This is a genomic window from Streptomyces sp. NPDC052079, from assembly GCF_040680275.1.
Taxonomy (GTDB): domain Bacteria; phylum Actinomycetota; class Actinomycetes; order Streptomycetales; family Streptomycetaceae; genus Streptomyces.
Map to the genome: position 1 here is coordinate 1 of NZ_JBFAWL010000020.1, position 14,697 is coordinate 14,697.

At 72.2% G+C, this 14,697-nt stretch carries 12 protein-coding genes and 1 rRNA gene; 8 read left to right on the plus strand and 5 right to left on the minus strand.

Annotation, left to right across the window (positions count from 1 at the left end):
• Positions 1–88 (plus strand): 5S ribosomal RNA (gene rrf, locus AB0L56_RS24700); the annotation flags it as partial.
• A 102-nt stretch (positions 89–190) separates the two neighbouring features.
• Here the strand turns inward: rrf and AB0L56_RS24705 are convergent.
• From AB0L56_RS24705 to AB0L56_RS24725, 5 genes are read right to left on the minus strand one after another with little or no spacing between them, the layout of a single operon-like run.
• On the minus strand, positions 191–1,501 hold the full coding sequence (locus tag AB0L56_RS24705; protein WP_365426489.1) for a DUF58 domain-containing protein: 1,311 nt from the start codon (positions 1,499–1,501) through the stop codon (positions 191–193).
• On the minus strand, positions 1,501–2,490 hold the full coding sequence (locus AB0L56_RS24710; protein WP_365426696.1) for a MoxR family ATPase: 990 nt from the start codon (positions 2,488–2,490) through the stop codon (positions 1,501–1,503). Before AB0L56_RS24710 ends, AB0L56_RS24705 begins: the two co-directional genes overlap by 1 nt.
• Positions 2,490–3,686 (minus strand): DUF4350 domain-containing protein, encoded by a 1,197-nt coding sequence (locus AB0L56_RS24715; protein WP_365426492.1) that lies wholly within the window; start codon positions 3,684–3,686, stop codon positions 2,490–2,492. The genes AB0L56_RS24710 and AB0L56_RS24715 overlap by 1 nt, the downstream gene beginning before the upstream one ends.
• Positions 3,683–4,435, minus strand: coding sequence for a DUF4129 domain-containing protein (locus tag AB0L56_RS24720; RefSeq protein ID WP_365426495.1), 753 nt, complete (start codon positions 4,433–4,435; stop codon positions 3,683–3,685). The genes AB0L56_RS24715 and AB0L56_RS24720 overlap by 4 nt, the downstream gene beginning before the upstream one ends.
• 4 nt (positions 4,436–4,439) lie before the next feature.
• A complete protein-coding gene (locus tag AB0L56_RS24725; protein ID WP_365426498.1) occupies positions 4,440–5,777 on the minus strand; it encodes a glycerophosphoryl diester phosphodiesterase membrane domain-containing protein in 1,338 nt (445 codons plus the stop codon).
• 140 nt (positions 5,778–5,917) lie between these two features.
• Between AB0L56_RS24725 and mtnA the strand changes: the two genes are divergently transcribed.
• The 7 genes from mtnA (at position 5,918) to AB0L56_RS24760 (ending at position 14,694) form a co-directional block, all read left to right on the plus strand.
• Positions 5,918–7,066, plus strand: a complete 1,149-nt coding sequence (gene mtnA, locus AB0L56_RS24730) for an S-methyl-5-thioribose-1-phosphate isomerase (protein ID WP_365426501.1) — start codon at positions 5,918–5,920, stop codon at positions 7,064–7,066.
• A gap of 4 nt (positions 7,067–7,070) precedes the next feature.
• Complete coding sequence (gene mtrA, locus AB0L56_RS24735; RefSeq protein ID WP_004930665.1) at positions 7,071–7,760, plus strand: two-component system response regulator MtrA; 690 nt, start codon at positions 7,071–7,073, stop codon at positions 7,758–7,760.
• A gap of 1 nt (position 7,761) precedes the next feature.
• Positions 7,762–9,918 (plus strand): MtrAB system histidine kinase MtrB, encoded by a 2,157-nt coding sequence (mtrB, locus tag AB0L56_RS24740; protein WP_365426505.1) that lies wholly within the window; start codon positions 7,762–7,764, stop codon positions 9,916–9,918.
• Positions 9,908–11,743 carry an LpqB family beta-propeller domain-containing protein gene (locus tag AB0L56_RS24745; protein ID WP_365426508.1) on the plus strand — a complete coding sequence of 612 codons (1,836 nt, stop codon included), beginning with the start codon at positions 9,908–9,910 and terminating at the stop codon, positions 11,741–11,743. The genes mtrB and AB0L56_RS24745 overlap by 11 nt, the downstream gene beginning before the upstream one ends.
• Positions 11,744–11,821: 78 nt before the next feature.
• The gene (locus AB0L56_RS24750) at positions 11,822–12,736 is read left to right on the plus strand and encodes a ComF family protein (protein WP_365426511.1); all 915 of its coding nucleotides are present in this window, start codon (positions 11,822–11,824) and stop codon (positions 12,734–12,736) included.
• A gap of 312 nt (positions 12,737–13,048) precedes the next feature.
• Positions 13,049–13,744, plus strand: a complete 696-nt coding sequence (gene raiA, locus AB0L56_RS24755) for a ribosome-associated translation inhibitor RaiA (protein WP_361037651.1) — start codon at positions 13,049–13,051, stop codon at positions 13,742–13,744.
• A gap of 203 nt (positions 13,745–13,947) precedes the next feature.
• Positions 13,948–14,694 carry a response regulator transcription factor gene (locus AB0L56_RS24760; RefSeq protein ID WP_365426515.1) on the plus strand — a complete coding sequence of 249 codons (747 nt, stop codon included), beginning with the start codon at positions 13,948–13,950 and terminating at the stop codon, positions 14,692–14,694.
• Positions 14,695–14,697: the final 3 nt, after the last annotated feature.

Sequence of the window (14,697 nt, forward strand, 5' to 3'; positions counted from 1 at the left end):
CGGTTACATTCCGAACCCGGAAGCTAAGCCTTACAGCGCCGATGGTACTGCAGGGGGGACCCTGTGGGAGAGTAGGACGCCGCCGAACAATTATTGGGGAAACCCCGCACCGTAACGGTGCGGGGTTTTCTGCGTTTCAGGGGTGACGGAGGCGTAGGAAAACCATCCACGCCCCGCCACACCCGGGGGATTACAGACGTCCCGCCGCCTTGAGAGCGAGATACGCGTCCGCCAGCGCCGGCGCCAACTCCTCCGGTGTCGCGTCCACGACCGTGACGCCGTAGCGGCGGAGGTGTTGCGCCGTGCGCTCGCGTTCCGCATGGGCCTGGGCCGCTGCCGCGGCCTCGAAGACGGCGTCGGCATTGCCCCGTGCCTCGGCCATTCTGGCGGTGTGCGGGTCCGCCACCGATGCCAGCAGGATCGTGTGGCGCTGCGTGAGCTGGGCCAGGACGGGAAGCAGGCCCTCCTCGATGGGGGCTGCGTCGAGCGTCGTGAACAGCACGATCAGGGAGCGTCGAGGTGCCGTACGGAGTGCCGTCGCCGTCAGCCCCCGGGCGTCGGTTTCGACGAGCTCGGGTTCCAGTGTGGCCATGGCGTTGACGAGGGACGGAAGGACGTCGCCGGCCGTGCGGCCCTGGACGAGGGCACGCAGGCGGCGGTCGTAGGCCAGGAGGTCGACTCGGTCGCCGGCGCGGGAGGCGAGGGCGGCCAGGAGCAGTGCCGCGTCCATGGAGGCGTCCAGGCGAGGTGCGTCATCGACTCGGCCCGCGGAGGTGCGGCCCGTGTCGAGGACGAGCAGGATGTGGCGATCGCGTTCGGGACGCCAGGTGCGTACCGCGACCGCGGACTGGCGGGCGGTGGCGCGCCAGTCGATGGAACGGGTGTCGTCGCCGGGGACGTATTCGCGCAGGCTGTCGAACTCTGTTCCCTCGCCCCGGGTCAGCACACTGGTGCGGCCGTCCAGTCCGCGCAGGCGCGCCAGCTTGGACGGCAGGTGCTTGCGGCTGGTGAAGGGCGGCAGGACGCGTACCGCCCAGGGGACCTTGTGTGAGCCCTGGCGGGCGAAGAGGCCGAAAGGGCCGTAGGAGCGGATCGTGACGCGGTCGGCGTGGCGGTCTCCGCGGCGAGTGGGGCTCAGGCGGGTGGTGAGGCGCCGACGCTCGCCCGGGGGGACCAGCAGGCGCTGGCGGGATGCCGCCACCTCCGTACCGGGCTGCCAGCTGCTCGGGGGCCAGGCATCGCGGATCCGGGCGCGCAGCGGCCGACGGGACGGATTGGTGATCGTCAGGGTGACGTCCGCGGTGTCGCCCAGGCGCACGGAGGTGTCGCCGGAGCGGGTCAGGCCGAGGTGGCGTACCGGGGCTGCCAGGGCGAAGTCGCAGGCGCAGGCCACCGCGAGGGGGGCGTTGACGGCGAGGATCCCCGTCCAGCCGGGTTCCCAGATGCCGACGGGGAGGGAGCCGAGTGCCGCGAGCAGGGCGGCGCGTCCGGTGAGGGCCATCAGCGGGGTACGGGGACGTGGGAGAGGATCGCGTTGATGACCGAGTCGGTCGTGACGCCCTCCATCTCGGCCTCCGGGCGGAGCTGCACGCGGTGGCGGAGCGTGGGGAGGGCGAGGGCCTTCACATCGTCGGGGATGACGTAGTCGCGGCCCGTCAGCCAGGCCCAGGCGCGGGCGGTGGCGAGGAGCGCGGTGGCGCCTCGGGGGGAGACGCCGAGCGTGAGGGACGGCGATTCGCGGGTGGCGCGGCAGATGTCGACGACGTACGCGGTGATCTCGGGGGAGATGGCCGTCGAGGCGACGGCGCGGCGGGCGGCTTCCAGGTCCGCGGCGGTCGCGACGGGGCGTACGCCGGCGGCGCTCAGGTCGCGCGGGTTGAAGCCCTCGGCGTGGCGGGTGAGGACGTCGATCTCGTCCTGGCGGGAGGGGAGGGGGATGGTGAGCTTGAGGAGGAAGCGGTCGAGCTGTGCTTCGGGCAGGGGGTAGGTGCCCTCGTACTCGACGGGGTTCTGGGTCGCGGCGACCAGGAAGGGGTCGGGGAGGGGGCGGGGGGTGCCGTCGACGGTGACCTGGCGTTCCTCCATGGCTTCCAGCAGGGAGGACTGGGTCTTCGGGGGTGTCCGGTTGATCTCGTCCGCGAGGAGGAGGTTGGTGAAGACCGGGCCGGGCTGGAACGAGAACTCGGCGGTGCGGGCGTCGTACACCAGGGAGCCGGTGACGTCGCTCGGCATCAGGTCGGGAGTGAACTGGACCCGCTTGGTGTCGAGTTCCAGGGTGGCGGCGAGGGCGCGGACGAGGAGGGTCTTGGCGACGCCGGGGACGCCTTCGAGGAGGACGTGGCCGCGGCAGAGCAGGGCGACGACGAGGCCGGTCACCGCGGGGTCCTGGCCGACCACGGCCTTGGCGATCTCGGCGCGCAGGGCTTCCAGGGAGGCCCGGGCGGCGGCCGGGTCCCCGGTGTGCGCGGCGTTGTCAGTGGTCGGGTCCATCATGGACGGCGTACCTCTCTTTCGAGGGCGTCGAGTTGGTCGGCGAGCTTGATGAGTGCTGCGTCGTCGGCGGGTGGCGGGCCGAAGAGGAGGGCGTGCAGGGACTGTCCGTCGCCCTGGAGGTGGGCGGACAGGGCGGGGAGCAGGGCCTCGGGTGCGTGCGCCTGGGGGGCCGGGATGCCTACGAGAGGGGCGAGGCGGGTGCGCGTGGTGGAGCGGAGAGCGGTCGCCGCGCGGTCGCGGGCGTTCGCCTTGCGGTAGAGGCGGGCGCGGCCTTCGACGGTCTCGGAGGCACGGATCGCCACGGGGAGTTTCTCGGGGACCAGGGGGCCCAGCCGGCGTGCCCGCCACAGGGCCGCCAGGGCGGCGGCGATGAAGAGTTGCAGTGTGCCCCACAGCCAGCCGGAGGGGAGCAGGTCGAAGAGGCTTCGCTCCTCCTCTTCGGTGGCGGCGGTGGTGTCGGCGAGCGAGGGGAGGTACCAGACCAGATGGGGGCGGGAGCCGAGGAGTTGCAGGGCGAGCGAGGCGTTGCCGTGACGGTCCAGTTCCTGGTTGAGGAGAATGTCAGGCGAGCCGAGGACGACGGTGTCGCCGTCCCCGGACGGCGCCGGGAGACGCAGCAGGGTGGCCAGGCGCTCGCTGGGGTAGCACTCGTCGGCGTCGAGGTGGGTGGTGGTGTAGCGGATGCCGCCCGTGTCGGCGGTGCCGGCGCGCCGGGCGGCGGGCAGCTCGCAGTCGGGGGCGAGAGTGGAGTCGAAGCTGGTGGCGGGGTCGGCGGTGACGCCGGGGGCGAGGCGTTCCACGGAGGAGCTGCCGGCCGAGACCAGGACGGTGCGGCCGCCGGACTGGACGGAGGCGGAGTGCAGCCGGGTCTGCTGGCTGGGGGTCAGCAGATCGGGGATCGCCACCAGGAGGGTGGTGTCGGGGCCGGCCGCGTCGGCGGCCTCGTCGAGGGTGGCGACCACGCGGGTGTCCACGCCCCGGTCGGCCAGGAGTGCGGCGACGGCGCGGCTGCCGTAGGGGTCGGCGGAGCGGGGGTCGAGTTCGCCGTGGCGGGCGTCGGAGCGGATGACGGCGATCGCGACGGCCGCCGCGAGCAGCAGTACCAGCCCGAGGGCGATGCCTCGCCCGCGGATCCACACCTGGCGGGCGGTGGGCGAGGCCGAGGTGGATGGGAGCGTGACCTCGGTCGTCATCCGGCGGCTCCCTGGCGGGTGGTGGTGTCCGTGTTCCGGGTGCTGCTGCTCGCGAGCTGCGGCTTGGTGCGCTCCAGGTCGCGGTCGAGTTCGGCGATCCGCCGGTACGACTGCTGCGTCGCGGCCCTGCCGCCGTATGTCACGTCGTCGAAGTCGCGGGCGGCGGCGCGCAGGCCGTCGGTGTGGGCGGGCAGGGCGCGGCCGGCTTCCGCGGCGGCCTCGTCGGCGGTGCGGCCGGGGCGGGAGTCGAGCCGGGCCCGCTCTTCCAGGGCGCGGACGATGGCCCGCATGCGTTCCTGGACGGCCTGGTTCCAGTGGCCCTGGGCGGCGTGTGCCTCGGCGGCCGCGCGGTGTTCGGCGGCGCTGCGGGGGCGGTCGTCGAACAGGGCGGGGGCCGAGGACGGTTGGCGGCGCGGGGTGCCCAGGCGCCACCACAGGGCGCCCAGGACGGCGATCACGGCGGCGGTGATGACGACCAGGCCAAGGGTGCCGCCGGGGGTCGCGGTGGAGGCGGCGTCGAACAGTTTGCCGATCCACCCCCAGAAGGCGTCGAGGGCGCGTTGGAACCAACTGGGGTCGTTCTCGTGGTACATGCGTTTGGACAGCTCGCGCCGGGCCGCCTCCCGCGCGGGGTCGCGCGGGAGGGTGATGGGCGGTTCGTCGTCGCCGCGCAGCAGCAGGCGTACGGCCGTGTCGGCGGCCGTGGGCAGGGCCTGCGCTGATGTGAGAACTCCCCCCGTGGCGGTCACCCCGTCAGCTCCCCGGGGTGGTGCCGGGGCCGTGGGCCTGGACGCCGGCGGCGCGGGCCAGTTCGAGGTCGAGTGCCTCGCGGCGGATGCGCTGGTCGATGTAGAGGAGCACGGTGACGCCGGCCGTGATCGGGAACGTGATCGTGGCGCCGATGACGGAGCCGATGCCGCTCACGATGAGGAACGTCCAGCCGAGGTCGCCGCCGGCGCTGTTGAGAAAGCCGGTGACGCCGTCCCCGCTGAGGGCGGAGGCGAGGAAGGTGAACGGGATGACGATGATCGACGCGACGACGTTGGCGATGATCCCCGCGAGCAGCTGGATGCCGAACACCCGCCACCACGAGCCACGGACCAGTTTGGCGGAGCGACTCATCGCCTTCACGATGCCCTGCTTCTCCAGCATGAGCGCGGGCGAGGCCAGCGAGAAGCGGATCATCAGCCACAGGGCGAGCACACCGGCGCAGATGACGCCGAGGACGGTGAGTGCGATGCCCACCTCGCCGCCCGCCGCCACGGACACGAGGATGCCGGGCAGCGCGCCCGCGGTGATGATGCCGGCGGTGATGAGCAGCAGCAGGCAGATCAGGCCGAACAGTTTGACGACCTGGGGGCAGGCATCCCGCCAGGCGTCCGCGGTGGTGACCGGCTTGCCGAGCACCGCGCGGCTGGTGACCGTGGTGAGCAGGGCGGTGGCGGCGACCGTGCCGACCAGCGTGACCAGGAGGACCACGCCCGTATTGAACAGGGCGTCGCCCATGGCGTCGGTCAGCTCGCTGAGCGTGGCGCTGGGGTCGTTGAGCGCCTCGGTGCTGGAGTTGTCGAGGACCAGGCCCTGGAGCAGGACGACGACGATCTCGGTGAGGACGGCGACGGTCAGGGCGATGCCGAGAACGGTGCGCCAGTAGGTGCGCATGGTGGAGACGGCGCCGTCGAGGATCTCGCCCACGCCGAGGGGGCGCAGCGGGATGACGCCGGGCTTGGCCGCGGGCGGAGGGCCGCCCCAGCCGCCTCCCCAGGCACCGTGACCTCCGGGTCCGCCTCCGTAGCCGCCGGGGCCGCCGGGGGGCGGGGTGCCCCAGCCGGGGCCGCCGGGCGGCGGGGGAGCCTGGCCCGGGCCGGTGGGGCCGGTGCCGCCGGTGGGGGCGGACCACTGGCCGGCCGGTGGCTGGTCCTTGGACCACTTCACGCCCTGGTCCTGCGGGGCCTGTCCCGGCTGCTGGGGCTGGTCGGCGGGCTGCTCGGGGTCCGGGCGGCCGGCGGGCTCGGCAGGTCCGGACGCGCCCGGTTCCTGCCCTTCGGACGGGGCGGATCCGGGCGAGGCCCAGCCCGGAGTGTCTTTCATCGTCGCTCCTTCACGGTGCCCGTCCGCGGTCGCGGCGGCAGCTTCGCAGCCATCGTGCCATGGGGTGGTCATCAAGGGACCGGCCGAGGTGAGGGCTGTGTACCTTCAATTGTCGGTGCGACAGCGGGCAGACTGGCCGCATGGCTGATCAGTACGCGGACAGCGGCGACGACAAGCGGCCGACAGAGATCCCGGCACTGCGCTGGGACGAGCCACCCGAAGGCCCCGTCCTGGTCCTGCTCGACCAGACGCGGCTGCCGGCTGAGGAGGTGGAACTCGTCTGTACGGACGCGCCCGCGCTGGTGGAGGCGATCCGCTCGCTCGCCGTGCGCGGTGCCCCGCTGCTGGGCATCGCGGGCGCCTACGGTGTCGCGCTCGCGGCCATCCGGGGCTTCGACGTGGACGACGCGGCGGCGGCGCTGGAGAGCGCCCGGCCCACCGCGGTGAACCTCGGCGTAGGGGTGCGCCGTGCGCACTGCGCGTACCAGGCGGTGCTCGCCCGTGGCGGCGATTCCCGGCAGGCGGCCGGGGCCGCGCTGGCCGCGGCGCAGCAGCTGCACCGGGAGGACGCCGAGGCCAGTAGCCGGATGGCCGGGCACGGGCTGGCGCTGCTGGACGAGCTGCTGCCCGGCGGCGGGCACCGGATCCTCACGCACTGCAACACCGGTTCGCTGGTGTCGGGCGGTGAGGGGACGGCGTTCGCGGTGGCGCTGGCGGCGCACCGCGCGGGGCGGCTCAGGCGTCTGTGGGTGGACGAAACGCGTCCGTTGCTGCAAGGTGCTCGGCTGACGGCATACGAGGCGGCCCGCAACGGCATGGCGTACACGTTGCTCACCGACAACGCGGCGGGATCGCTGTTCGCGGCGGGTGAGGTGGACGCGGTGCTCATCGGGGCGGACCGCATCGCGGCCGACGGTTCGGTGGCGAACAAGGTGGGGAGCTATCCGCTCGCGGTGCTCGCCCGGTACCACCATGTGCCGTTCATCGTGGTGGCACCGGTGACGACGGTGGATCCGGAGACGCCGGACGGGGCGTCGATCGAGGTGGAGCAACGCCCCGGCCATGAGGTGACGGAGGTCACGGCACCGCAGGTGCCGGTGGCCGGAACGGAAGCGGGAGGCGGGATTCCGGTGGCACCCCTGGGGACCCAGGCGTACAACCCGGCGTTCGACGTGACACCGCCCGAGCTGGTGACGGCGATCGTCACCGAGGAAGGCGCTGTTTCGCCCGTGACAAACGAGGCTTTGGCGGCGTTGTGTGCCAGGTCACGCCAGGTAACGATTAGCTAATGGGATGATGTCGTTTATGAAGGGACGAGTCCTTGTCGTCGATGACGACAGCGCACTGGCCGAGATGCTCGGCATCGTGCTGCGCGGTGAAGGTTTTGAGCCGTCTTTCGTAGCCGACGGCGACAAGGCGCTGGCCGCCTTCCGTGAGGCCAAACCCGATCTTGTGCTCCTGGATCTGATGCTGCCCGGCCGGGACGGCATCGAGGTGTGCCGCCTGATCAGGGCGGAGTCCGGGGTGCCGATCGTGATGCTCACGGCGAAGAGCGACACCGTCGATGTCGTGGTGGGCCTGGAGTCCGGGGCCGACGACTACATCGTGAAGCCGTTCAAGCCCAAGGAGCTGGTGGCCCGTATCCGGGCGCGGCTGCGCAGGTCGGAGGAGCCGGCGCCGGAGCAGCTCGCCATCGGCGATCTGGTGATCGACGTGGCCGGACACTCCGTGAAGCGGGACGGGCAGTCGATCGCGCTGACGCCGCTGGAGTTCGACCTGCTGGTCGCGCTGGCACGCAAGCCGTGGCAGGTGTTCACGCGCGAAGTGCTGCTGGAGCAGGTCTGGGGCTACCGTCACGCGGCGGACACCCGGCTGGTGAACGTGCATGTGCAGCGGCTGCGCTCCAAGGTCGAGAAGGACCCGGAGAAGCCGGAGATCGTGGTGACCGTCCGTGGTGTCGGGTACAAGGCAGGACCGAGCTGACATGTCCGGTGACAGTGCCGCTTCGGCGCCCGGCCGGTCCCGGGGCCGTCCGGGGCGGCCTGTCGGCCGGAAGGCGACCGGCTCCGGCTGGGCACGCTTGTTCGAGGGCGGCTTGCTCGAGGGCGGCGTCCAGGGCAGCCCGGTCATTCGGCTGTTCATGCGCTGGGTGCGCCGGCCGCTGCTGCCCGTCATGCGGCTGTGGCGGCGCAACATCCAGCTCAAGGTCGTCGTCACCACCCTGCTGATGTCCCTGGGCGTGGTCCTTCTGCTGGGCTTCGTCGTCATCGGCCAGGTGCGCAACGGTCTGCTGGACGCCAAGGTGAGGGCGTCGCAGAGCCAGGCCACCGGCGGTTTCGCCGTGGCCAAACAGCATGCCGAGGAGGACGTGAGCGTCACGGGCGACGAGGACACCGCGCCGGACGGTCGTCCCTCGCAGAGCGTCATCCAGTGGATGAGCGATCTCGTGGCCTCGCTCTCCAGCGGCGGTCAGGGCGCCTTCGACGTGGTCACCCTGCCCGCGGGCGGCGAGAGCGGCAGCGGGCGCGGACCGCGGGCCTCCGGTGAGGTCAATCCGACGGTCAGTGTGCCCGCGGACCTGCGGGAGCGGATCGACTCCGGCACCGCGGCCGCCCAGAGCTACACCCGCGTCGTCTACAACGACGACAGGGAGTCCCAGCCGGCCCTGGTCATCGGCAAGCAGGTCAACGACCCCAACGGCGACCCGTACCAGCTCTACTACCTCTTCCCGCTCACCCAGGAGGAGAAGTCGCTGAGCCTGGTCAAGGGCACCCTGGCGACCGCCGGGCTGTTCGTGGTCGTACTCCTCGGGGCGATCGCCTGGCTCGTCGTGCGCCAGGTCGTCACCCCCGTACGGATGGCGGCCGGGATCGCCGAGCGGCTGTCCGCCGGGCGGCTCCAGGAACGGATGAAGGTCACCGGCGAGGACGACATCGCGCGCCTGGGCGAGGCCTTCAACAAGATGGCGCAGAACCTCCAGCTGAAGATCAACCAGCTCGAGGACCTGTCGCGGATGCAGCGCCGGTTCGTGTCGGACGTGTCGCACGAGCTGCGGACACCGCTGACGACCGTGCGCATGGCGGCCGACGTCATCCATGAGGCGCGCGAGGACTTCGACCCGGTGACCGCGCGGTCGGCCGAGCTGCTCGCCGACCAGCTGGACCGCTTCGAGTCGCTGCTGGCCGACCTGCTGGAGATCAGCCGCTTCGACGCGGGCGCGGCGGCACTGGAGGCGGAACCGATCGACCTGCGCGAGGTGGTACGGCGGGTGGTCAGCGGGGCGGAGCCGCTCGCCGAGCGCAAGGGCACACACATCAAGATCGTCGGCGACCAGCAGCCCGTCGTCGCCGAGGCCGACGCGCGCCGCGTGGAGCGCGTGCTGCGCAACCTCGTCGTCAACGCGGTGGAGCACGGCGAGGGCCGGGACGTCGTGGTCAAACTGGCCGCGGCCGGCGGCGCGGTCGCGGTGGCCGTGCGCGACTACGGCGTCGGGCTCAAGCCCGGCGAGGCGACCCGGGTCTTCAGCCGCTTCTGGCGGGCCGACCCGGCACGCGCGCGTACCACCGGCGGTACGGGACTGGGGCTGTCCATCGCCCTGGAGGACGCGCGGCTGCACGGCGGCTGGCTGCAGGCATGGGGCGAGCCGGGCGGCGGCTCGCAGTTCCGGCTGACGCTGCCCAGGACCGCGGACGAGCCGCTGCGGGGGTCTCCGATACCCCTGGAGCCGAAGGACTCGCGGCGCAACAGCGGGCTCGACGACGCCGGTCTGCCGCGCGGCGGAGACGGCGAGAAGAGCGCCACGGTGCCGGTACGGCAGCCGGGCGCCGAGAGCCCGGCCAGGGACCCGTTCCCCCTGCCGCCCACGGCCGCGACCCCCACGGCCGACCCCACGGCGCTGCCCGGCAACGGCGCGCGCGTGGTGGCACGGCCCGGGAGCGCTTCCGGGACTTCCGGGAGTACGCGCATGGCGCCCGGCGCGCCGGGCGAGGGTCCTTCGCCGCTCGGCGCGGGCGGGGACGACGCGGCCGCGTGGCGGCCGGCGGACGATGCCGGGGACCCGGAGCGGACGGCCGAGGGACCCGACGGTGGCGGTGCGACGCGTGATGCGGAGAGGGACGGGGAGGCTTCGCGTGGGCGGTGAGCGCAGGGGGCGCGGCCGGGGGTCATCGGTGCGGACGGCGACGTACGCCGCCGGCGGGGTCGTCCTGCTGGCCGGGTGCGCCTCGATGCCCGACAGCGGAGGTCTGCGGGGCGTGGAGTCCACACCGCGGCAGGAGGCCCAGGTGCGGGTGTTTGCCATGCCGCCGAGTGAGGACGCCACCCCCACACAGATCGTCCAGGGCTTCCTGGAGGCGCTGACCAGTGACGACCCCGAGTACAGGACCGCGCGCCAGTATCTGACCCGGGAGGCGTCGGAAACCTGGCGGCCGGAGCTGTCCACCACCGTGCTGGCGAACGGGCCGGGCGCCCTGGCCGACCGCCCGGCCAGGGAGAACACGAGAGCCCTCTCCTACACCCTGACCGGCACCCAGGTCGCCACCGTGGACGCGGAGCAGGCGTACACGCCCGCCTCCGGGCCCTACAGCAAGATCGTCCATCTCACCAAGGACGAGAAGAGCGGCCAGTGGCGCATCGACGCCGTGCCGCAGGGCGTCGTGATGGGCAAGTCGGACTTCCAGCGCAACTACATGTCCGTCAACAAGTACTACTTCGCCTCGAACAACGTGGAGACCGCCGCCACGGACCTGCCCATAGCGGTCGCCGACCCGGTCTATGTGCGCAGGAACGTCGACCCCACGACCCGGATGGTGCGTTCCCTCATCGACGGGCCCACGACCTGGCTGGACCCGGTCGTCCGGTCGAGCTTCCCCGCCGGGACGGCGCTGCGGAAGGGCGCCGGCCCTCTGACGCCGGACGACCGGGGCAGGCTCGCCGTGCCGCTGAACGACAAGGCGGCCGAGGTCGGCACCGGCCGCTGCGAGGAGATGGCGGCGCAACTGCTGTTCACGCTGCGCGGTCTCAGCCCCGCCGTGGAGGAGGTCGAGCTGCGGGCCGACGGGGGGCAGATGTGTCTGCTCAAGGACGGTGCCGAGACCGTCGCCACGCGGGGGGCGCTGAACGAGCCCGACTATCTGTACTACGTCGACGAGGAGCGCCGACTCGTGCGGATCGCCGCGGGCAACAGCGACACCGACCCGGACCCGGTGCCCGGGGCGCTGGGCGACGGCGAGAAGGCGCTGCGTTCGGTGGCGGTCGCACGGGACGAGCGCACCGCGGCGGGCGTGGCCATCGACGGCAAGGCGCTGTTCGTCTCGTCGCTGGTGTCGGGCAGCTCTCTCGGGGACCCGGTGCTGCGCAGCGCGGGCAAGACCGAGCAGGACAGGCTGACCCCGCCCAGCTGGGACGCCCAGGGGGGACTGTGGGTGGCCGACCGTGACCCCGCGAAACCGCGGCTGTACCTGCTGGAGAAGGGCGCGGGCGAGCCGCTGGAGGTGCGGACGCCGGGGCTGGACGGCCGGGTGCGGGCGGTCCGGGTGGCCGCCGACGGGGTGCGGATCGCGCTCGTCGTGGAGAAGGGCGACCGGCTGTCCCTGCAGGTCGGCCGGATCGAACGGAGCAGGCCGGACGGCGGGACGCAGGAGCGCCCGACGGTGACCGTGCTGGAGCTGCGCGAGGCCACGCCCGAGCTGGAGCAGGTCACGGCCATGTCGTGGGCCGGGGACAGCCGGCTCGTGGTGGTGGGGCGCGAGCAGGGGGGTGTGGAGCAGATGAAGTACGTCGACGTCGACGGCTCCACGCCGGACGTGCCGCTGCCCGCGGCCCTGACCGGCGTCAAGGCCGTCACCGCCTCAGAGGACGAACTGGCGCCGCTGGTGGCGTACTCCGTCGACGGGATCGTACGGCTGCCCGCGGGGGCGCAGTGGCAGAAGGTGACGGAGGGGACGGCACCGGTCTATCCGGGGTGAGCCGGGCCCGCCCCGACCCCGTCCCCCGAGTTATCCACAGGGGTGGCCGCCTGCGGCGGGGGTTGGCACAGTGGGCCCATGCGGGACTGGTGGCAGGACCTCACCGACCTCGTGCTCCCGGCCGAGTGCGGCGGATGCGGCAGGTCTCGTACGGTGCTCTGCGCCGCATGCCGTACGGCGCTGAGCGGGTCCGCGCCGCGCGAGGTGCGGCCGGTGCCCGCGCCGGCCGGGCTGCCACCGGTGCACGCGGCGGCCCGGTACGCGGACGAGGTGCGCGCCGCGCTGCTCGCACACAAGGAGCGGGGCGCCCTGGCCCTCTCCGGGCCGCTCGGCGAGGCCCTGGCGGGAGCGGTGCGGGCAGGGCTGCGGGCGGCCGTTCCCCGGGCCCGGGAAACGCCGCCGGGTGCTCAGCCGCCCGGAGACCGCGGGGACCGGGACGGCTCGGTGCTGCTCGTTCCCGTGCCGTCCGCGCGGCGGGCCGTGCGGGCCCGCGGGCATGATCCCGCCCGGCGGATCGCGTACGCGGCGGCGGGTGAGCTACGGCGGGCGGGGGTAGCCGCCCGCGTGCTTCCCGCACTGAGGCAACGGCGGGCGGTGGCCGACCAGTCGGGGCTCGGCTCCCGGCAGCGGATGGCCAATCTCGAGGGTGCGCTGACGGTGGCCCCGGGCTGTGGCCGGCTGCTGGCCGGTGCCCGGGTCGTCCTGGTCGACGACCTGATGACGACAGGGGCGTCGCTGACCGAGGCGGCGCGCGCGGTGCGAGCGGAGCCGGGGGCCGGATCGAGTATTTCGGGGCACGCGTTCGTGTACCTGGGTGAGACACGGGAAAGGAGAGGAGAACAGCGGGACGGACCCGATCGACAGAGGGCGCGTCGGCGGTCCGGCGGGCCACCGGGAACGGCGGCCGGGGACCGGGCCGACGGCATCGCCGGCGTGGTGTGCGCGGCCGTCGTCGCGGCATCACCGGATGCTTTCGAATTGCACCGGAACTGACTGAGTACGAGCGTCGTTGCAGGTTATAGGAGGGGCAATTCCCCGGAATGGAGGTATGGCGCGGTAGAGGGTGACGACATCCGTCCGGGCGAGATATGTTCGGTTGTGAGGTAAAGCCGCAGGCCACACCTCTCGAATCCGATTTGCCGTGCTGTGGGTTTCTCGTAATCACCCGCGCCGGTGGACTGGAGATCTCGCTCATGGGGGAGGAGGTGGACGTCACCGAGTCCGAGGCTCCGGACGTCGCCGGGGCCTGGTGCGAAAGGGAGACACTCCGCACCGAGGCGGAGTGATCCGGGAACGGAGTTCTGCGTGGACATCGTCGTCAAGGGCCGCAAGACCGAGGTGCCCGAGCGGTTCCGGAAGCACGTGGCCGAGAAGCTGAACCTGGAGAAGATCCAGAAGCTCGATGGCAAGGTGATCAGCCTCGACGTCGAGGTGTCCAAGGAGCCCAACCCCCGACAGGCCGACCGCAGTGACCGGGTGGAGATCACCCTGCGCACCCGCGGTCCGGTGATCCGGGCGGAGGCGGCGGCGAGCGACCCGTACGCGGCGCTCGACCTGGCAGCGGAAAAGCTGGACGCCCGGCTGCGCAAGCAGCACGACAAGCGTTTCTCGCGGCGCGGCTCGCGCAGGATCTCGGCGGCCGAGGTCCCGGAGCACGTCCCGGGCGTGGCGACACTCAACGGGACCGGCGCGAGTTCCGGCGAAGAAAAGGAGCGGGAAGCCGTCCCCACCAAGAAGATCGGCTCGCTGGAAGTACAGGGTGACGGCCCCCTCGTCGTCCGCGAGAAGACCCATGTGGCCGCGCCCATGACCCTCGACCAGGCGCTCTACGAGATGGAGCTGGTCGGGCACGACTTCTATCTGTTCGTCGACTCCGAGACCAAGGAACCCAGCGTCGTCTACCGGCGCCATGCCTATGACTACGGCGTGATCCACCTCAGCACCGACACGATGGTCACCCAGACCACCTCCCCCGAGGCCGGTGGGACACTCGGCGGCTGATCTGCCGGGCGACAGCACATCCGGTGCCCCTGGTGCGCGTGTGCGCCCCCAGGGGCACCGGTGTGCGCCCGCTTCGCGCGCCCGTCCGCACCCCGGTGTCGTCCGGGCATGGAATCATGGCGGCAACGGCTCAACCGGTGGGCCGTTGCCTTGGGTTGGCGATGGCTCAGGACCACAGGCCACAGCCTTCAGGGGGAGGAACGATGGCGGACAGCTTCGGACCGATGCAGGACGAGGATGCCGACGGCGGCGTCGTCGGCATGGGCCCGGACGCGGACACTCCACGCAAGGAGCCGATCAGAGTCCTTGTGGTGGACGATCACGCGCTGTTCCGCCGCGGACTGGAGATCGTGCTCGCGGCCGAGGAGGACATCCAGGTCGTCGGTGAGGCGGGGGACGGCGCGGAGGCCGTGGAGAAGGCGGCCGACCTGCTGCCGGACATCATCCTGATGGACGTGCGGATGCCCAGGCGCGGCGGGATCGAGGCGTGCACCTCCATCAAGGAGGTCGCCCCCAGCGCGAAGATCATCATGCTGACGATCAGTGACGAGGAAGCCGATCTCTACGACGCCATCAAGGCGGGCGCGACCGGCTATCTCCTCAAGGAGATCTCCACGGACGAGGTGGCGACCGCCATTCGGGCGGTGGCCGACGGACAGTCCCAGATCAGCCCGTCCATGGCGTCGAAACTGCTCACCGAGTTCAAGTCGATGATTCAGCGGACCGACGAGCGCCGGCTCGTTCCCGCGCCCCGGCTGACCGACCGCGAACTCGAAGTTCTCAAGCTGGTGGCCACGGGAATGAACAACCGCGACATCGCGAAGGAACTGTTCATCTCCGAGAACACCGTGAAGAACCATGTGCGCAACATCCTGGAGAAGCTTCAGCTGCACTCCAGGATGGAAGCGGTGGTCTACGCGATGAGGGAGAAGATCCTCGAGATCCGCTGACGG